The sequence below is a fragment of the Acidovorax sp. 100 genome (assembly GCF_003688355.1).
Lineage (GTDB): Bacteria > Pseudomonadota > Gammaproteobacteria > Burkholderiales > Burkholderiaceae_C > Acidovorax > Acidovorax delafieldii.
Genome location: NZ_REFD01000001.1, coordinates 3872248 through 3891060, shown reverse-complemented (window position 1 = coordinate 3891060; position 18813 = coordinate 3872248). Strand labels below are relative to the sequence as shown.

At 65.7% G+C, this 18813-nt stretch carries 20 protein-coding genes and 1 riboswitch; of the genes, 9 read left to right on the top strand and 11 right to left on the bottom strand.

Annotated elements, in window-relative coordinates; genetic code table 11:
• Positions 1–45: 45 nt before the first annotated feature.
• From C8C96_RS17915 to C8C96_RS17865, 11 genes are all read right to left on the bottom strand, one after another.
• Entirely contained in the window at positions 46–1326 is a 1281-nt protein-coding gene (locus C8C96_RS17915) for a cytosine permease (RefSeq protein WP_121943182.1), read from the bottom strand.
• Positions 1327–1395: 69 nt separating this feature from the next.
• Positions 1396–1500: riboswitch (TPP riboswitch) on the bottom strand.
• 57 nt (positions 1501–1557) lie between these two features.
• A complete protein-coding gene (locus C8C96_RS17910) occupies positions 1558–2604 on the bottom strand; it encodes an NAD(P)/FAD-dependent oxidoreductase (protein ID WP_121944078.1) in 1047 nt (348 codons plus the stop codon).
• A 124-nt stretch (positions 2605–2728) separates the two neighbouring features.
• Positions 2729–3058, bottom strand: a complete 330-nt coding sequence (fdxA, locus tag C8C96_RS17905) for a ferredoxin FdxA (protein ID WP_055393870.1) — start codon at positions 3056–3058, stop codon at positions 2729–2731.
• Between the two features lie 114 nt (positions 3059–3172).
• On the bottom strand, positions 3173–4543 hold the full coding sequence (locus C8C96_RS17900; protein WP_121943181.1) for a sulfate adenylyltransferase subunit 1: 1371 nt from the start codon (positions 4541–4543) through the stop codon (positions 3173–3175).
• The gene (gene cysD / locus C8C96_RS17895) at positions 4543–5496 is read right to left on the bottom strand and encodes a sulfate adenylyltransferase subunit CysD (RefSeq protein WP_121943180.1); all 954 of its coding nucleotides are present in this window, start codon (positions 5494–5496) and stop codon (positions 4543–4545) included. The genes C8C96_RS17900 and cysD overlap by 1 nt, the downstream gene beginning before the upstream one ends.
• A 14-nt stretch (positions 5497–5510) precedes the next feature.
• Entirely contained in the window at positions 5511–6134 is a 624-nt protein-coding gene (locus C8C96_RS17890; protein ID WP_121943179.1) for a phosphoadenosine phosphosulfate reductase family protein, read from the bottom strand.
• A 50-nt stretch (positions 6135–6184) separates the two neighbouring features.
• Positions 6185–6571: a DUF934 domain-containing protein gene (locus C8C96_RS17885; RefSeq protein ID WP_121944077.1), complete on the bottom strand. Its 387-nt coding sequence runs from the start codon at positions 6569–6571 to the stop codon at positions 6185–6187.
• Positions 6572–6611: 40 nt separating this feature from the next.
• Positions 6612–8396: a nitrite/sulfite reductase gene (locus C8C96_RS17880; protein ID WP_121943178.1), complete on the bottom strand. Its 1785-nt coding sequence runs from the start codon at positions 8394–8396 to the stop codon at positions 6612–6614.
• Between the two features lie 6 nt (positions 8397–8402).
• Positions 8403–9206 (bottom strand): sulfite exporter TauE/SafE family protein, encoded by an 804-nt coding sequence (locus tag C8C96_RS17875; RefSeq protein ID WP_121943177.1) that lies wholly within the window; start codon positions 9204–9206, stop codon positions 8403–8405.
• A 115-nt stretch (positions 9207–9321) separates the two neighbouring features.
• Positions 9322–11280 carry an FAD-dependent 5-carboxymethylaminomethyl-2-thiouridine(34) oxidoreductase MnmC gene (gene mnmC / locus C8C96_RS17870; protein ID WP_121943176.1) on the bottom strand — a complete coding sequence of 653 codons (1959 nt, stop codon included), beginning with the start codon at positions 11278–11280 and terminating at the stop codon, positions 9322–9324.
• A 297-nt stretch (positions 11281–11577) separates the two neighbouring features.
• Positions 11578–11850 carry an oxidative damage protection protein gene (locus tag C8C96_RS17865; RefSeq protein WP_010461281.1) on the bottom strand — a complete coding sequence of 91 codons (273 nt, stop codon included), beginning with the start codon at positions 11848–11850 and terminating at the stop codon, positions 11578–11580.
• Positions 11851–12009: 159 nt separating this feature from the next.
• On the opposite strand from C8C96_RS17865, the gene C8C96_RS17860 reads away from it, so the two are divergent.
• The 9 genes from C8C96_RS17860 (at position 12010) to C8C96_RS17830 (ending at position 18809) form a co-directional block, all read left to right on the top strand.
• Complete coding sequence (locus C8C96_RS17860) at positions 12010–13032, top strand: sulfate ABC transporter substrate-binding protein (RefSeq protein ID WP_121943175.1); 1023 nt, start codon at positions 12010–12012, stop codon at positions 13030–13032.
• Positions 13033–13209: 177 nt separating this feature from the next.
• Positions 13210–13800: an NADPH-dependent FMN reductase gene (gene ssuE, locus C8C96_RS17855; RefSeq protein ID WP_056067455.1), complete on the top strand. Its 591-nt coding sequence runs from the start codon at positions 13210–13212 to the stop codon at positions 13798–13800.
• A gap of 138 nt (positions 13801–13938) precedes the next feature.
• Entirely contained in the window at positions 13939–14115 is a 177-nt protein-coding gene (locus C8C96_RS24885) for a hypothetical protein (RefSeq protein WP_158605772.1), read from the top strand.
• A gap of 58 nt (positions 14116–14173) precedes the next feature.
• Positions 14174–15145 carry a sulfonate ABC transporter substrate-binding protein gene (locus tag C8C96_RS17850; protein WP_116749593.1) on the top strand — a complete coding sequence of 324 codons (972 nt, stop codon included), beginning with the start codon at positions 14174–14176 and terminating at the stop codon, positions 15143–15145.
• Between the two features lie 41 nt (positions 15146–15186).
• On the top strand, positions 15187–15327 hold the full coding sequence (locus tag C8C96_RS25050; RefSeq protein ID WP_199737493.1) for a hypothetical protein: 141 nt from the start codon (positions 15187–15189) through the stop codon (positions 15325–15327).
• 46 nt (positions 15328–15373) lie between these two features.
• Complete coding sequence (gene ssuD, locus C8C96_RS17845; protein ID WP_099729974.1) at positions 15374–16537, top strand: FMNH2-dependent alkanesulfonate monooxygenase; 1164 nt, start codon at positions 15374–15376, stop codon at positions 16535–16537.
• Between the two features lie 23 nt (positions 16538–16560).
• Positions 16561–16935 (top strand): VOC family protein, encoded by a 375-nt coding sequence (locus tag C8C96_RS17840; protein ID WP_056744268.1) that lies wholly within the window; start codon positions 16561–16563, stop codon positions 16933–16935.
• Complete coding sequence (ssuC, locus tag C8C96_RS17835; RefSeq protein ID WP_056067463.1) at positions 16932–17798, top strand: aliphatic sulfonate ABC transporter permease SsuC; 867 nt, start codon at positions 16932–16934, stop codon at positions 17796–17798. The genes C8C96_RS17840 and ssuC overlap by 4 nt, the downstream gene beginning before the upstream one ends.
• Positions 17799–17846: 48 nt before the next feature.
• Positions 17847–18809, top strand: a complete 963-nt coding sequence (locus tag C8C96_RS17830) for an aliphatic sulfonate ABC transporter substrate-binding protein (RefSeq protein ID WP_121943174.1) — start codon at positions 17847–17849, stop codon at positions 18807–18809.
• The last annotated feature ends 4 nt before the right edge of the window (positions 18810–18813 follow it).

The following is an 18813-nucleotide window of genomic DNA, read 5'->3' as shown; positions in this document are numbered from 1 at the left end:
TCAATCATGCGCTGAGCGCTCATCTTTTTATAGTGATTGATTGGTTCAGTGTGCCTTGGGCCTCGTGGCCCAGGCGAGCACAAAGCTGAACACCAGCGCGGGCAGCGCAGAGCCCGCATCAGGCAGCACCTTGGGCGCCAGGTGGTACACCGCGATGCCGGCCAGCCAAATGGCTACGGGCGCTGCATTCACCTTGCGCGCCGCCGCCAGCAGGGCGGGCGCATCGGTGCCAAAGGCCAGACGCCCGAGGATCACGCCAAACAGCGGCACGAACACCGAGCTGAGCAGCAGCAGAAACGGTTCCAGGCTGTGCATGGGCAGCACCAGCGCCAGCCCGGTGCACAGCGCGGCCACCAGCAGGCCCCAGGCGCGCACACCCCAGCGCGGCAGCAGGCTATGGGCCGACACGGCGCCTGAATACGCGTCGCCATAGGCGTTGTCCACCTCGTCGATCAGGATCAGCGACAGCGCAATCAGCCCGCCCTGGGCCAGCAGCAGCGCCTGCACCAGGTCTTGGCTGGGCAAGGTCAATGCCACCAGCACACCCAGGCTGTAGCACCAGATGTTGGCCAGCGCATAGCCCAGCCACGTGCCGCGCAGCGCTGAGCCACCGTTCTTGCCATGGCGGGCGTAGTCGGCCACCAGTGGCAGCCACGAGATGGGCATCGCAATCACCAGATCCAGCGCGGGCAGCACGCCCATGCCGCCCGCACCCTGGCGTGTCCACAGCGCTTCAAAACCTTGGGTTTGCGCCAGCGAGAGAAACTGCCACGACAGCCACAGCAGCGACAACACCACCAGCGGCAGGGCAATGCGCGCAATCAGCTTGCGCACCAGCTGCACCATCGATCCGCTGATCAGCAGCATCACCACGCCGCCCCACAGCAGCGTCGCCAGCACCGGCCAGTGGGCACCGGCCATGGCGCCCGACTGCTGGCCGATGGCCACGGTGGCATCGCGCATCACCACCAGCTCGAACGTGCCCCAGCCCACCAGCTGCACGATGTTCAGGATGATCGGCAGGCTGGCAAACGTGCGGCCGTACACGGCATGCATCAGCCCGGCGCTGGCCAGGCCGCTGTCGCATCCCAGCTTGGCCACCCAGCCCAGCAGGCCCGCGCCCACGATGGAACCGGCGACGATGGCGATGAGTGCCTCTTTGGTGCCCAGCGCAGGCATCAGGTAGGCACCCACCTGCATGACCAGCAGGCCCACGCCCAGGCTGAACCAGAGCGAGGCGTGGTCATGCCACAGGAAAACGCGGCGGTCGGGGGAGACGGGAGCCAGCGCTTCGTTGGTGGCGTGCGTGGCAGGCGATGAGGACATGGAATGGCTCCGTAAGCAGATACAGAGCAGGGGCCGCCCACCAGTGCGCCCTGACGTGTTCAGGGCCGTGCCATGGCGGACTTGCTTCCCTGCGCGAGGATGACCTCAATCAGGTTCAAAGGGACTCTCTCAGTCGAAGCGGGCGGGCCCACATCGACACCCCTAGCGGTAGCGCTTGCAAAAGCAGCGCGCTGCGGATTGTAGTGGTGTGTGTGGCCGCTGTGCGCCCGGTCAGGCAGCAGCAGGGGCGAGCGCCACGCCCAGCAACTGGTGCAGGCGCGGACTGGTGGTGGTGTATTGCAGCGCCACCTTATCGCCCTTGAGCACCTCGGCCGCACCAAAGGCCGCCAGCGTGGCTTCGTGGAAGCCGCACAGGATGAGCTTGCGTTTGCCGGGGTAGGTGTTGATGTCGCCCACGGCGTAAATGCCGGGCACGCTGGTGCGGAAGGCTTCCGTGTCCACCACCAGTTGTTTGCGGTCCATGGCCAAACCCCAGTCCGCAATGGGTCCGAGGCGGGGCGAGATGCCCAGCACGGCCACCAGCAGGTCCAGCGCCAGGGCGCGGGTGCTGCCGTCGGCATCCACCACCTGCAGTGCGGTGAGGCGGTCGCCCGCAGTGTCAATGCCGGTTATCTGTGCGGCCTCGACGTGGATACGGCCCGCATCGCGCAATTGCTGCAGGCGTTGCAGCAGGGCTTCAGGCGCCTGGAACACGTCGCGGCGGTGCAGCAGGCTGACGCGTGCGGCCTGGCCTTGTTCGGCCAGATCCACGGCGCGGGCCACGGCGGGCTCGTCGCCGCCGTGCACGACGACGTGGCGCCCGGCCACATCCGCAGTCGCGGGCAGGTGTTGGTAGTGGACCTGGGTGCCCACAAAGCGCTCGATGCCGTCCACCTTGAGCGTGCGCGGCACAAAGGCGCCCACACCTGCGGCAATGAACACGCTGCGGGCCAGCAGTTGCGCACCTTGCGAGGTTTCGACCAGCAGGCGCCCATCGGCCTGCCCGGTGAGCGCCGACACCAGCGTGTTCAGGTGCCACTGGGTCTTGAACGGCGCAATCTGCTGCAGCAGCAGACCCGCCAGCTCACGCCCGGTGCACACCGGGATGCCCGGGATGTCGTAGATGGGTTTGTCGCCGTACAGCTCGACGCACTGGCCGCCGGCATGGGGCAGGGCATCGATGAGGTGGGCGGTGATGCCTTGCAGGCCCAGCTGGAAGACCTGGAACAGCCCCACGGGTCCCGCGCCGATGACGACGGCGTCGGTATCTTGAATCATGCTCAAGCCACGCGCGCAGCGCCCGAAACTGGCGCTGCCAAAGACCTGTGCCACCGTGGAACTGGCTTTGCCAGGCCACTGGTGGCGTCCCCCTTGGGGGATGGCGCGAAGCGACTCAGGGGGGTCACTTGACTAGTTCGTTGACCTTGCCCGGCTTGCCATTCCATTCGTCGGCGTCGGGCAGCGCCGGCTTGCGCTTGGTGATGCTCTTCCAGCCGTCGGCAAAGGCCAGGTCGGCGTTGAGCTTGATGAAGGCGATCTGGTCGGCCGGCAGGTCTTCTTCGGCAAAGATGGCGTTGGCCGGGCACTCGGGGATGCAGACGGCGCAATCGATGCACTCATCGGGATCGATGACGAGCATGTTCGGGCCTTCGCGGAAGCAGTCCACGGGGCACACGTCCACACAATCGGTGTACTTGCACTTGATGCAGTTTTCGGAAACGACGTGGGTCATGACAGGAGTTGTGTGGGTCGGTGAAAACCCTCGATTTTAAAAGCTTTCACCGACCTTTGGTTGCAGGGTCCCTCACCCCGATGGGGTGACTGGGGCTTGGGGCGCTGATCTGGATCAGTTGACGAGCACGGCGCCAGCGGTTTTGTGGCTGGCGGTGTCCACCAGAATCAGCGAGCCCAGCACGCGGGCCTGGCTGAATGCTGCGGCGGGAATCGCCTCCTGCAGCAGCAGGTCCACATGGCCGATGGCATTGGGATCGAGCTGCGTGGCGGCTTCTTCGGCCAGCGTGTTGATGTTGAGCTTGTGCACCACGGCCTTGACCTTGGCCTTGACCCAGCGGTGGCCATGCAGCGCCCAGTACACGCGGCCTGCGACCAGGGGCTCGTCGTCCATCCAGGCGACGGTAGTGCGCAGCTCGCGGCTGGCGGGCCAGGCCGGGGTGGCGGCGGGCGTGTCACCAAAGTCGTCATCGGCTGGGGCTGCAGCGGGTGTGGGCGCTGCCAGAATCCAGTCGCCGCGCGATACGTCCACCTCGCGGTCCAGGATGATGCCCGCGCTGGTGCCTGCGGGCACGTCCTTGGGGCGGCGGGCGTGGTCCAGCACCTGGGCCACGGTGGCGAGCTGGCCGCTGGGGAAGATCTGCACCGCCGTGCCGGGCGCAAAACTGCCGGCGGCCACGCGGCCCCAGAACACGCGGCGGCCCTGGCTGGTGTCCGACGAGGACGAGAACTTCTCGACCCACTGCACCGGGAAGGCCGGTGCCAGTGCGGTGTCTGCCGGGGTGTTGGGCAGTTCTTCCAAGACTTGCAGGAGGGTAGGACCGTCATAGCCGCACCAGCCTGCGTGGGCGTCCACCACGTTCCAGCCCTTGAGGGCGGAGACCGGCACCATGGCGCGCACGGTGATGCCTGCCGCCTGGGCAAAGGCCTGCAGTGCGCCTTGAATATGCTTCCAGGCCAGCGCGGGGTCTTCCACCGCGTCCAGCTTGTTCACGGCAAACACCAGCGAGTGCACGCGCAGCAAATGTGCCAGCAGGCTGTGGCGGCGTGTCTGCGGCAGCAATGCGAGGCCAGGGTTCTTCCAGTCGAGCTTGGTCGCATCGACCAGCACCACGGCGGCGTCGGCGCTGCTGGCGGCCGTCACCATGTTGCGCGTGTACTGCTCGTGGCCGGGCGCATCGCCAATGATGAATTTGCGCTCTTCCGTGGCGAAGTAGCGGTAGGCCACGTCGATGGTGATGCCTTGCTCGCGCTCGGCGGAAAGGCCGTCGGTCAGCAGGGCCAGGTCGGTCTCACCCTGGCGCTGAACGCCGGCCAGGTGGTCTTGCAGCACGGCCTTGCTGTCCACCAGCAGGCGGCCGATCAGCGTGCTCTTGCCGTCATCGACGGAGCCGCAAGTGATGAACTTGAGGGCGGAAATATGGTCGTTTTGGCCGGTAGCGCTAGTGTTGTTTGCGCCAGTAGCTATTGAATTGATAGCGGTCATCAGAAATACCCGTCCTTCTTGCGCTTCTCCATCGAAGCATCCGATGTCTTGTCGTCCATGCGTGTGGCGCCACGCTCGCTCACGTCGGCGGCCAGGGTCTCGATGACGATCTCGGCCGGGGTGGCTGCGGTGCTTTCCACGGGGGCGGTGCAGGTGATGTCGCCCACGGTGCGGAAGCGCACATCGCGCGTTTCCACCACATCGCCCTCACGCGGCGGGGTCAGCTCGGTCACCGGCATCAGCAGGCCCTTCTTGTTCACCACCTGGCGCTTGTGCGTGTAGTAGATGCTGGGCAGGCCGATCTGCTCGCGGTCGATGTACTGCCACACGTCCAGCTCGGTCCAGTTGCTGATGGGGAACACGCGGAAGTGCTCGCCGGGCTGCAGGCGGGTGTTGAACAGGGTCCACAGCTCGGGGCGCTGGGCCTTGGGCTGCCATTGGCCGAAGCTGTCGCGGTGGCTGAAGATGCGCTCCTTGGCGCGCGCCTTTTCCTCGTCGCGGCGGGCACCGCCGATCAGGGCGTCAAAGCGGAACTCTTCAATCGCTTCGAGCAGAGTGACCGACTGGTGCACGTTGCGCGACTCGCCGGGGTGGGCCAGGCGCACGGTGCCACGCGCCATCGAATCTTCCACGCTGCGCACGATGAGTTCGGCGCCCAGTTCCTTGGCCCGGAAGTCGCGGAAGTCCGTCACTTCAGGGAAGTTATGGCCCGTGTCGATCATCAAGAGCGGGTAAGGGATGCGGCCCGCGCCAAAGGCCTTTTCGGCGCACTTGAGCATGACCAGCGAATCCTTGCCGCCCGAGAACAGCAGGGCGGGGCGCTCGAAGGCGGCGGCGACTTCGCGCAGGATGAAGATGGTTTCTTCTTCCAGGGCGTCGAGGTGGGAGTTGTTGAGGTGGTAGCTCATGTTGTTGGTTTTCTCAAGCAGCGCTGAGTCGGTGCGGGCATTCATGGTCGGACCTGGGGTCAGTGGGCAATGTGCAGGCCACACTCGCGGTTGTCTTCGCCCTTGGTGGGGTCCACGTAGTCGAAGTTGTTGGGCAGGCCGTGTTTCACGCAGTACTCGTGCAGGTCTTTGGACGACCAGTGCAGCAGCGGAGCCACTTTGATGAGGCCGTCGGGGTTGATGCTCACCGGGTCCATCTGCGCGCGCACGGCGGTGTCAGTGGCGCGCAGCGCAGTGAACCAGACTTGCGGTGCGGTCTCGCGCAGGGCGCGGGCAAAGGGCTCCAGCTTTACCTCTTCGGTGAAGGCGGCGTGGCGTGGGTCGTCCAGCGCGGGCGTAGGGCCGTCCACCGCTTCGCGGTGGGCGCGCGAGCGCAGGGGCAGGTAGATCTTCAGCTTCAACCCCAGCTGCTGGGTCACTTCGTCGGCAAAGCGGTAGGTGGCTTCGGTGTTGTAGCCGTTGTCCATCCAGACCACGGGCACGTCAGGATTCACCTGCGTGACCATGTGCAGGATCACGGCTTCGAAGGGGCGGAAGTTGGTGGTGACGATGCTGGTCTTGCCCAGGCCCAGGGCCCATTCCACCAGGGCGGGCGCGTTGCGTCCCAGGTCGGTGTTGATGCGTGCGAGATCGATTTGGCTCATGGTGAGGGGGCTCGTGTTTTGGTGCAGCGGGCGCGCGGGCAGTGCGCCTGTCAGGCGGACTGGGCGGCAAACAGGGGTTGGGGGTTCACGGCGTCGCCCTGGTAGAAGCCAGGGAAGCGTTCAAACTGGCGCTGCGCATCGGCAGCGTCCACGCCCTCGCGCAGCACGGCGCTCGAAAAGCCCGTGCGTTGCATCTGCACCAGCTGATCGATCAGCACATCGCCGGTGGCGCGGATCTCGCCCGTAAAGCCACGGCGGCGGCGCAGCAAGAAGGCCTGGCTGAATGCGCGGCCATCGGTGAAGTTGGGGAAGTGCAGATCCACACGGTCCACGCCATCGAGCGGCAGGGCCAGCGCATCGGCATCGTTGGGCAGGGCCACGGCGCGGGCGTCGCCATCGGCAGGCGGCTGGTGGTCTTGGGCGGCGATTAGTTTCAACATCATGTCTGTGGGGCTGTGCTGTACGGCGCTGCGGGGCTCAGGCGGCAGCGGTTTCTGGTTCTTTGTGGCGTGCTTGCTTGGCGGCTTCCTTGAACGGGTCGAGGCCAGTGCGGCGCACGGTGTTCTGGAAGGTCTCGCCGCTTTCGCGCAGGTCGCGGTAGGTGCCGAGCACGGCCTCGATCACATCCGGCACTTCGGCCGCCGAGAACGATGGGCCAATCACCTTGCCGGCCACGGCAGCGCCCGACAGGTCAGAGCCGTCGGAGCCGCCCAGCGTGACCTGGTACCACTCCTTGCCGTCTTTATCGACGCCCAGGATGCCGATATGGCCGCTGTGGTGGTGGCCGCAGCTGTTGATGCAGCCGCTGATGTGCAGGTCGATCTCGCCGATGTCATCCAGCTCGTCCAGGTCCTGGTAGCGCTGGGTGATGGCCTCGGCAATCGGCAGCGAGCGGGCGTTGGCCAGCGCGCAGAAGTCGCCGCCGGGGCAGGCGATCATGTCGGTCAGCAGCTGCACGTTGGCGCTGGCCAGGCCCAGGGCCTTGGCTTCTTGCCACAGGTCGAACAGGCGGCTGGCGTGCACCCAGGGCAGCAGCACGTTCTGGTCGTGCGTCACGCGGGCTTCGCCGGCGGAGTATTTGTCCACCAGGTCGGCCAGTGCGATGAGCTGGTCGCTGGTGGCGTCGCCGGGCGATTGGCCGGGGCGCTTGAACGATAGGGTGACCGCGCGCAGCTGGGCGTTTTGGTGGGCGTGCACATTGCGCTTGAGCCAGCGGCCAAACATCACATGCTCTGCCGCCTGTGCGTCCAGCGATGCCTGCAAGGCTGCAGGGGCCACGTCGGCGATGTCGGCCAGCTTGGGTGGCACAAAGCAGGCGGCCACGCGGTCAAATTCGGCCTGCGGGATGGTGTGGGGGCCGCCGTCGATCTCCAAAATCTGGCGGTATTCGGCTTCCACATCGTCGATGTACTGCTGGCCTTCGGACTTCACCAGAATCTTGATGCGGGCCTTGTACTTGTTGTCGCGACGGCCGTGCTCGTTGTACACGCGCACGATGGCCTCGATGTAATTCATGATCTGGTTCCACGGCAGGAACTCGCGGATCACGGTGCCGATGACTGGCGTGCGGCCCATGCCACCGCCCACGAACACCTTGAAGCCGATCTCACCTGCATCGTTCTTGACCAGGTGCAGGCCCACATCGTGCCAGCCGGTGGCCGCGCGGTCGTCCTTGGCGCCGGTGATGGCGATCTTGAACTTGCGGGGCAAAAACGCGAACTCGGGGTGTAGCGTGGACCACTGGCGGATCAGCTCCGCATAGGGGCGGGGGTCCACGATCTCGTCCACGGCGATGCCTGCCAGCGCGTCGGTGGTGGTGTTGCGGATGCAGTTGCCGCTGGTCTGGATGCCGTGCAGGTTCACGCTGGCGAGCAGGTCCATCACGTCGGCGCTTTTGGACAGCGGAATCCAGTTGAACTGCACATTGGTGCGGGTGGTGAAGTGGGCGCAGTGCGTGGGCAGGAACGTGGTGCCCAGCTTGCCCTGGCCTTCCATGGCGGCCTTGAAGACGGCGGCTTCGGGCTCGTCGTATTCGCGGGCAATCTGCGCCAGCACGCGCAGCTGGCGGCTGGCGATCTCTCCGTAGGGCACGGCCACGCGCAGCATGGGGGCGTAGCGCTGCACGTACCAGCCGTTTTGCAGGCGCAGGGGGCGGAAGTCGTCCTCGCTCAGCTTGCCCGTCTGCCAGCGCGTGAGCTGGTCACGGAACTGTGCGGCACGCTGTTTCACGAACTGGGTGTCGAAAGAGGTGTATTGGTACATAGGGGCTCAGATCAGAATCAGTTTGAAGCCTGCCCAGGCCAGCAGAATGGACAAGGCGGAGCGAATCAGGCGCTCAGGGGTACGGGCGACGAGGCGAGAGCCCAGCCAGATGCCCGGCAGCGAGCCAGCCAGCAATTGTGCAAGCAAAGGCCAGTCCACCGAGCCCAGGGATGCGTGGCCCAGGCCCGCCACCAGGGTCAGCGGCACGGCGTAGGCAATGTCGGCACCGATGATGCGTGGCAGCGGCAGCATGGGGTAGACGAGCAACAGCACCGTGACGCCGATGGCGCCTGCGCCCACCGAGGTAAAGGTCACCAGCGTGCCAATCACGGCGCCCAGCAACACGGGCAGGCTCCAGTGGCGGGGGCGGGTGGGGTCTCCGGTGTGGCTTTTGCGGGCAGCGGCTTCAGCCGCCTGGCGCTGGGCAGAAAACGCCACCACCTTGTAAAGCGTGGCCGCCGCCGTGAGCAGCAAGGCAAAGCCCAGCGTGGTGGTCATGATGGCCTGCGCCGTGCCGCTGGCGGGCCCCAGGACTTTCAGCGCCCACAGCGCCAGCAGCGCCGCCGGAATGCTGCCGGCGCACAACTGGCCCACCACTTTCCAGGGCACCAGCCGTTGGCGGGCCAGGCTCACGGTGCCGCCCATTTTGGTGAAGGCCGCAAACAGCAGGTCGGTGCCGACCGCCATGTGGGGCTTGATGCCGAAGAAGAAGATCAGGATCGGCGTCATGAGCGAGCCGCCGCCCACACCGGTCAGGCCAACGACGAGCCCGACGGCAAAGCCCGCAAAAACAAACGCCAATTCATGCATGGGGGTGAATGTAGGGGACGTGCTTATGGATGCAAACTATTGTTTTGCTCTGCCAATATGCCTATTTGCTTATAAGCAAGTGCTGGTGTGGTTTTCCAAAAGGCTTTTGAACCGCTTACAAACGCTCAGTGCCCAAGGCCCGGGCCAGCTTAGCGTCGAGCGGCAGGGGCTCGCCCTGCACTCGGGCAGCCAGCAGTTCGCCGCACAACAGCGCCAGTGTCAATCCCCGCGCGCCCATGGCCGTGCTGGCCCACAGGCCCGGCAGGTGGACCGCATCCACCGGGCCCACGAGAGGCAGCCGGTCGGGCGCGGTGCAGCGCACGGCGGCCCATGTGCGCAGAGCGGGGGACTCGCCCGGGGCGGGCTGAGGCGCCGACATGGCCAGCGCCTGGGTGAACAAAGGCTCCAGCTGGCGCGCGATGCCGGGCAGCAGGCCCTGCAGCTTGGCCCAGTTGGTGGCATGGGCGGTGTGGATGTCGGCTGCGCTGGGCGGCAGGGCCTGCACATCGCGTTCGAACGTCGAGCCCATCACCCAGCCTTGGCCGTCGTCGGCTTGATCGCCCGTGGGGAAATGGGGCACCAGGTTGCCGTTGCCGTTGGCCGGGAACGGAATCAATGGCAGCAGCGGCGCTGCCGGGTCGGCATGCACGCCCCACGACACCTGGCCGCGCACCGGCTGCAGGGGCCAGCGATGGTTCAGCAGTGCCGGGCTGCCTGCGCCTGCGGCAATGACCACGGTGGGCGCCTCGGCCAGCACCTGGCCCTGGGCATCGAGTGCCTGCCAGGCGGTGATGGCCGGGCTGTGTGCCGTGGCGGGTGTCTCCACGCGCCGCAGCTGGGCCACCGCGCAATTCCCCCGCCATTGGATGCCAGGCTGGCCCAGCAGGGCCCTGGCCAGGCGCGCCGGGCGCACCCAGCCCGCCTGGTGGTGCCAGCAGGCGGTTGCGTCGGGCGGTAACTGGGCAGCAGCCAGGGCTGCCGGGGGCGCAGGCTCGCTCCAGGCGGCACCCGGCCCTTGTGTCCAATCGGGTGACAGGCCAGGGCTGCCGTCAGTGCGATGCTCCAGCGCGCCGCAATGCGCCCAGTCCACCCCCTCGTTCAGCAACCAGCGGGCCTGCTCCAGCGTGGAGCGGATGCCGCTGCGCGACAGGCGCGACAGCACACTGTCGTCGGGCGACACATGGGGCGCGAAGACCCCGACGGGCAGGGCGGACGCGCCTGCGGCGGGCTCGGCGGCCTGGTCCAGTGCCGTGACCTGCCAGCCGCGTCGGGCCAGGCTGGCGGCGGCGGCGGCACCTGCAATGCCGCCACCGATCACGATGCAGGGGCCGGGCAGAGAGGGTTCCGGCGTTGCCCCGGGCTGGCGCGGGGTGCGCGGCTCCCAGCGTGGGTTGTAGGTGGCGTGCAGGTTGTCGCGCTTGGGCGGCACGCCGGGCACGCGGGTCACTTCAAAGCCACATTGCGCCAGGGCATCGCGCACGGCGCGTGCGATGGTCCAGGTGGCGAGCTGTGTACCGCGACGGCAAGAGCGCGCCACGGCTTTCAGCGTGTGCAGGTCCCAGCTTTCGGGGTTGCGCTGGGGGCTGAAGCCGTCGAGGTAGATGGAGTCCACCGTCAGGTTCTGCTGGCGCAGCATGGCCTGGGTGTCGCCCACATACAGGGTGAGCAGCACCCGGCCTTCATCAAACCGCAGGCGGTGCACGCCCGGCAGCAGGCCCCACCACTGGCGATGCAATGCCTCAGCCAGCGGCGCCAGCTCGGGGTGGACCGAGGTGGCGCGCAGCAGGTCGGCTGCACTCACGGGCCAGGCTTCTGTCGATACGAAGTGCAGCAGCGTGGGGCGCTTCGGGTCGGCGCGCCAGGCGGCCCAGGTCACCAGGAAATTCAGGCCAAAGCCAAACCCGGTTTCCAGAATGCGCCACTGCGATTGCCCCGCCCAGGCCGCGGGCAAGCCACAGCCGTGCAGAAACACGCGGCGGGCCTGGGTGAGGCCGCCGTTTTCGCTGTGGTAGCGGTCGCCGAAGCGGGGGCTGTAGGGGGTGCCATCCGGCAGCCACTCGATGGGTTCAGTCATGGAAACGGCAAAAGGCCGGCGTGGCGCCGGCCTGTTGGAAAGAGAAGGCGGTTTTTACCGCGAACCGCTCCGGGGTGTGTTGCGCTGCGTCACGTGCCGGGCGGGACGTATCCCGCCGCGGCGTCTGCGCCGCCGCCAAAGAAATGGTTTTAGCGAAACCACTTTTTGCAGCGCTGCACTTCGCGTCGCTCCGTTACGCGCTGGGCGGGACGTAGCCCGCCGCGGCGTCTGCGCCGCCGCCGAAGAAATGGTTTTAGCGAAACCACTTTTTGCAGCGCTGCACTTCGCGTCGCTCCGTTACGCGCTGGGCGGGACGTAGCCCGCCGCGGCGTCTGCGCCGCCACCAAAAAAGTGGTTTTCCATCTGGCGTGCCAGGTACTGACGGGCCCGCGCATCCGCCAGGTTCAGGCGGTTTTCATTGACCAGCATGGTCTGGTGCTTGAGCCAGCCGGCCCAGGCTTCCTTGCTCACGCTTTCCCAGATGCGCTTGCCCAGCTCGCCAGGGTAGGGCGGAAAGTCGAGGCCTTCGGCTTCTTTGCCGAGCTTGATGCATTGAACGGTGCGTGCCATGGGATGTCCTTGGTGTGGGGCGAGCGAAAAAGGCTTCGCTCAGATGATTTGGATATTAAGAACTGAAATCTCAGTAGTTCCAGTTTTGAAGAGGGCCTTCCAGAATGCGTTCCATCGGTGATTTGCACCGCAACACATTCACAAAAAAGAGGCCCTTCCATGAACTTTCGCCGCGACTTTATCAAGTTTCCCTTCGCCGCTGCCCTGGTGAGCAGTTTGGCCCTGACGGCATTGCCGTCGTTTGCACAGTCTGTGACGCTGCTCAATGTGTCGTACGACCCGACCCGCGAGCTGTACGTTGAGTTCAACCAGGCGTTTGCCAAGCACTGGAAGGCCAAGACCGGCCAGGACGTGACCATCAAGCAAAGCCACGGCGGCTCGGGCAAGCAGGCGCGCTCCATCATCGACGGGCTGGACGCCGACGTGGCCACCCTGGCGCTGGCGGGCGACACCGATGCGCTGCACACCAACGGAGGCTGGATCCCGAAAGACTGGCAAAAGCGCCTGCCGCACAACAGCTCGCCCTACACCTCCACCATCGTGCTGGTGGTGCGCCAGGGCAACCCCAAGGGCATCAAAGACTGGGACGACCTGGTGCGCCCCGATGTGAAAGTGATCACGCCCAACCCCAAGACCTCGGGCGGTGCGCGCTGGAACTACCTGGCAGCGTGGGAATTTGCCAAGCGCAAGTACGGTGGCGACGCCAAGGCCAAGGACTTCGTGGCCAAGCTGTACGGCAACGTGCCCGTGCTCGACACCGGCGCACGCGGCTCCACCATCACGTTTGCGCAGCGCAACCAGGGCGACGTGCTGATTGCGTGGGAGAACGAGGCCTACCTGCTCGAAAAGGAATTCGGCACCAAGTTCGACGTGATCGCGCCGTCCATCTCCATCCTGGCAGAGCCCGCCGTGTCGGTGGTGGACAAGAACGTGGACAAGAAGGGCACGCGTGCCGTGGCCGAGGCCTATCTGCAGTACCTGTACACCGAAGAAGGCCAGAACATTGCGGGCAAACATTTTTACCGCCCCGCAGTCTCTGACAAAGCCAAGGCCAAGTACGCCAAGCAGTTCCCCAAGCTGAACCTGTTCACGATCAACGACGCGTTTGGTGGCTGGGACAAGGCTGCCAAGGACCATTTTGCGGACAACGCGAGTTTCGATCAGATCTACACGCGCAAGTAAGCAGGCCCAACCGCCCCAAAGGTGGCTGGGGCGATGCTCCAGCCTCCATGGAAGAACCCTGGCCCCAACGGGCCGGGCGGGGCGTTGTTTGTCCTTTTTATAAGAAAAACAAGCTCAAGCGCTAGTCCGTTATGCGCTGGTAGCTATCAAAACAGTAGTAACAAAGGAACCAACACCATGTCCGCCTTGCTCATCGCTGGTAGCCCTTCAGAGCGCTCCCGCTCCGCCGCCTTGCTCGACGCCGTGGCCCAGCGCCTGTCGGTGCGCGGCGCGCTGGTGGATCGCGTCCATATCCGCGACCTGTCGCCCCAGGCGCTGTTGCTGGCCGATTTTGGCCATCCCACCGTGGTGAAGGCGATTGACCAGGTGGCAGATGCCAGCGTGCTGGTGGTGGCTACGCCTGTCTACAAGGCGGCGTACAGCGGCGTGCTCAAGGTGTTTCTGGATTTGTTGCCGCAGACAGCACTCAAGGGCAAGACCGTGCTGCCCCTGGCCACGGGCGGCAGCCCGCACCACATGCTGGCGCTGGACTACGCGCTGCGCCCCGTGCTGCAGTCGCTGGGTGCCAAGAGCATCCTGCCCGGCATCTATGCCACCGACGCCCAGGTCACGCTGACGCCTGAGGGCACCTACCACGTGCAGGCCGACATTGCCGCCCGGCTGGATGACGCGGTGAACGTGCTGGTCACCGAAACCCTTCGCCCATCGCCCGCCCAGGCCACACGGTTCGCACCCGTGCATTTCTCGCAAGTGCGATGTAGCGTCTGACGGACCACGCGCCTGCGGCCCTGGCCGCAGGTGCCCACGCTCCGCCCGCCTTCCTCCTTTCCATTGTTTTCCTGGTAATGCCCGCTGAGCGCAGGCAGGGCGGGCTGTTGCCTGCTTGTACAAAAAAAGGTGCTGTTCATGTCCGGTGACGCAATCCCTCTGTCCGCAAAGCCACAGGCTCCATCGGTCCTTGAAGACCGACCCCTGGGTTTGCGCGACGCCCTGCGCTGGCTGGGTGTTGCCTTGCTGGTGGTGGCCTCGCTCGTGGTCATCGGTGCCTTCTTGCTCATGCCGGTGGTGCCTGTCGCGGGCTGAATTCCCGCAGTCTTGGCCTCTTTTTGCCGCCCCATTTTTCTAGAAACAAACCATCACCATGACGACACATTTCTCTCTTCATCGCCGCCAGGCGCTGCTCACCGGTCTGGCCGCCGCCGCTCTCGGCGTCACGGGGGCCCCGGCCCTTGCACAAACGACTGCGCCCGGCCGCGTGCTGCGCGTGGGCCACCAAAAAGGCTGGCTTTCCATCCTCAAGGGCCGTGGCACGCTCGAAAAGCGACTGGCCCCGCTGGGCGTGAAGGTCACCTGGACCGAGTTCAACGCCGGCCCTGTGCAGCTGGAAGCGCTCAACGTCGGGTCCATCGACTTTGGCGATGTGGGCGAAGCCCCGCCCATCTTCGCCCAGGCCGCTGGCGCGCCGCTGGTCTACGCTGGCGCCACGGTGCCGCGCCCCGCGCTGGAGGCCGTGATCGTGCCCAAGGACTCCCCGATCCGCAGCGTGGCCGACCTCAAGGGCAAGCGCGTGGCCTACAACAAGGGCTCCAACGTGCAGTATTTCCTTGTCAAGCTGCTGGAGAAGAACGGCCTGAAATACGGCGACGTGCAGTCTGTCTTCCTGGCCCCAGCCGACGCGCGCGCCGCGTTTGAAAAGGGCGCTGTCGATGCCTGGATCATCTGGGACCCGTTCCTCGCTGCCGCCCAGAAGACGCTGGATGCCCGCCTGCTGGCCGACGCCACGGGTGTGGTCAACAACCGCGCCTATTACTTCACCTCGCGCGACTTCGCGACCAAGAACACCGATGTGTTGCGCATTGCGATTGAAGAGGTCAACGCGATTGACACCTGGGCGTCCAAGAACAAGGCGGCTGCAGCCGCAGAGCTCTCTGCCGTGCTGGGGCTGGACAAGTCCATCACCGAGCTGTACCTGAACCGCGCGCAGTTCGGCACCGCCCCGGTCACGCGCGAGATCCTGGCCGAGCAGCAAGGCATTGCCGACACCTTCTTCGACCTGAAGCTGATCCCCAAAAAGCTCAACCTGCTGCACGCCGCGCCGGTCGATCTGCTGTAACCCCACCACCCAGACCACAAACACGTTCCAAGGAGCTTGCCATGCCTGCGCCCATGCCTTTCCCGTTGCACGCCCAGCTGCGACGCGTTCTGTGCGTCACGGCCACCGCCTGGGGGCTGGACGGTCAGCAGCGGCGCGCGGTCTTGCGCTCGCCCCAGTTCGGCTTTGCCATCTCCTACTGATTTCGTTCGGACCTCGTTGAGATCCCGTTTTGAAAAGACCTGTCCCATGCAAATCTTCTGGTTCATTCCCACCCACGGCGACAGCCGCTACCTTGGCACTGCCAAAGGCGCACGCCAGCTCAGCCATGACTACCTCCAACAGGTGGCGGTTGCCGCTGACAGCCTGGGCTACGAGGGCGTTCTGATCCCCACCGGCCGCTCCTGCGAAGACCCGTGGGTGGTCGCGTCCAGCCTGCTTGCCGTGACCAAGAAGCTCAAGTTCCTGGTGGCTGTGCGCCCCGGCCTGCACCAGCCCGCACTGGCTGCACGCATGGCCGCCACGTTCGACCGGCTCTCGGGCGGGCGACTGCTCATCAACCTGGTGACCGGGGGCGACCAGGCCGAGCTGGAGGGCGACGGCGTGTTTCTGGACCACGCCACGCGCTACGAGCAGTCGGCCGAGTTCATCCGCATCTGGCGAGAAATCCTCACGCGCAGCCACCAGGGCGAAAGCCTCGACTACGAGGGCAAGCACCTCACGGTGAAGGGCGCAAAGCTGCTGTTTCCGCCCTTGCAGCAGCCGCACCCACCGGTGTATTTCGGTGGGTCGTCCGACGCCGCCCACGACCTGGCGGCCGAGCAGGTGGAGACCTACCTGACCTGGGGTGAACCCCCCGCCGAAGTGGCCAAGAAGGTGGCCGACGTGCGCGCCCGCGCTGCAAAGCGGGGCCGCACGGTCAAGTTTGGCATCCGCCTGCACGTCATCGTGCGCGAAACCGAAGACCAGGCCTGGGCCGCTGCAGAAGAACTCATCAGCCATGTGGACGACGTGACCGTGGCGCGTGCCCAGGCGGTGTTCTCACGCATGGATTCCGAAGGCCAGCGCCGCATGGCACAGCTGCATGCGGGTGGCGTCAAGCGCAGCCGCGCCGACCTGGAGATCAGCCCCAACCTGTGGGCTGGTGTGGGCCTGGTGCGCGGTGGTGCGGGCACGGCGCTGGTGGGTGACCCGGAAACGGTGGCGGCGCGCATCGAGGAATACGCGGCGCTGGGGCTGGACACCTTTGTGCTCTCGGGCTACCCGCACCTGGAAGAGGCTTACCGGTTTGCCGAGCTGGTGTTCCCGCTGCTGCCCGTGGGCGTGCGCGAGAAGCTCTCTGGCGGCAACCCGCTGGGGCCGTTTGGCGAGACCGTGGCCAATGACTTTGTGCCCCGTGCGTCGCAAAGCTGAATCGGCACCGCAGGAGATATGCCATGAGCATCCAGTCCATCAACCACGTGCAACTGGCCTTCCCGGCTGGGGCCGAGGCGCCCATCCGGCGCTTTTACGCCAGCCTGCTGGGCCTGCCCGAGGTGCGCCTGCAGGCCGGTAACACGCTGCGGTTTGCTGCGGGCACCCAGCGCATCGATCTGGTGCCTACCGAGCACTGGCAACCGGCGCCTGCGGTGTCGCACCTGGCCTTCGAGGTGCAGGACCTGCCCGCGCTGCGCCACCGCCTGCTGCAGGCCGAGCTGCCACTGGTGGAAAACCGCGCGCTGCCCGGCTACCTGCGCTTTTACGTCAAGGACCCGGCGGGTAACCAGCTGGAGTTCCTGGAGCCCGATAACGAACAGGACATCACACCATGACACAGACCACCCGAGAGCTGCAGATATCGCCTGTGGCGGACTCCGTCGATCTCCCGCTCGAAGGGCCTTTGCTCCCAGCGTCGCTGGTCCGCTTTGTGGCCAACGTGGCGCAGCGTCTGCTGCCCTGGGCCGTGCCTGTAGGGCTCATCGTGTTGTGGCAGATCGCCTCTTCTTCGGGCTGGCTTTCCACCCGCGTGTTGCCTGCACCGCTGGAAGTGGTGAAGGCAGCCTGGACGTTGACCCTGTCCGGCGAGCTGTGGACCCACGTCAAGGTCAGCGCAGGCCGGGCGCTGGCGGGTCTGGCCATCGGGGGCGGGCTGGGATTGCTGCTGGGTCTGCTCACCGGCTCGGTCAAGCTGTTCGAGACGCTGCTCGACTCCACCATCCAGATGGTGCGCAACATCCCTGCGCTGGCGCTGATTCCGCTGGTGATCCTGTGGTTCGGCATCGACGAGTCGGCCAAGCTTTTCCTCATCAGCGTGTCGGTGTTCTTCCCGATCTATCTCAACACCTTCCACGGCATCCGCAATGTGGACCCGGGCTTGATTGAGATGGGCCGCACCTACGGACTGGGGCGCTGGCAGCTGTACCGCCAGATCATTCTGCCCGGCGCCTTGTCGAGCATCCTGGTGGGACTGCGCTTCTCGCTCGGCCTGATGTGGGTGATCCTCATCGTGGCAGAGACCATTTCGGCACAGGCGGGTATTGGCTACCTCACGATGAATGCGCGTGAGTTCCTGCAAACCGACATCGTGCTCGTGGGCATCTTGCTGTACGCGTTGCTGGGCAAGCTGGCTGACGTGTTTGCCAAGGGGCTGGAGCGCTACTGGTTGCGCTGGCACCCCGGCTACCAGACGGCTTGAGCTGCGGGGCCCTGACTCCGACATTCCTACAACGCATTCATCACGACCATGACCCTTCCTTTCCTGATTCATCGGCGCACCGTGCTCGGTGCCCTTGCGGCCCTGGCCAGCGGCCTGGCTGCGGCGCAAGGCAAGCCGGAGACCTTGCGCATTGGTTTGCAGAAATCATCCACGCTCACCACCATCCTGCGAACACGGGGTACGCTGGAGCAATTGCTGGCACCGCTGAACGTCAAGGTCTCGTGGCACGAGTTCACCAGTGGCCTGCCTTTGCTCGAAGCCCTGAACCTGGGCAACATCGATGTCAGTGCCGACGTGGCCGACACCGTGCCCGTCTTCGCCCAGGCAGCCGGCGCCAACCTGACCTTCGTGGCGCAGGAATCGCCATCGCCCGCCGCCCAGGCCATCGTGGTGCGTGCCGATTCGCCCATCAAGACCGTGGCCGACCTCAAGGGCAAGAAGATCGGTTTTGCCAAGGCGGCGGGCGTGCACTTCTTGCTTATTGCAGCGCTGGAGAAGTCCGGCCTGACGTTCAAGGACATCGAGCCCGCCTACCTCACGCCGGCCGACGGCCGTGCAGCCTTCGAGCGTGGCGCCATTGACGCCTGGGTGGTGTGGGACCCGTTCCTGGCCGCCGTGCAAAAGCAGTCGGCGGTACGGGTGCTGGCCGACGGGCGTGAGCTGGCGTCTTACCAGCGCTATTACCTGGCCGGGACTCCCTATGCCAAGGCCCGACCCGATGTACTCGGTGTGTTCTTCCACGAGCTGCAGAAGGCCGGTGCCTGGGTCAAGCAAAGTCCCAAGGACGCAGCCGCGCTGCTGGCACCGGTGTGGGGGCTGGATGCGGGCGTGATCGAGCTGGCCAATAGTCGCCGCAGCTATGAGGTGCGCGCCGTGGTGCCCACGGCCCTTGCCGAGCAACAGCGCATTGCGGACGCCTTTTTGGCCGAAAAGTTGTTGCCCAGGCGCGTGAATGCCCTCGATGTGCCTCTCTTCAAACCCGGAGCCTGATGCC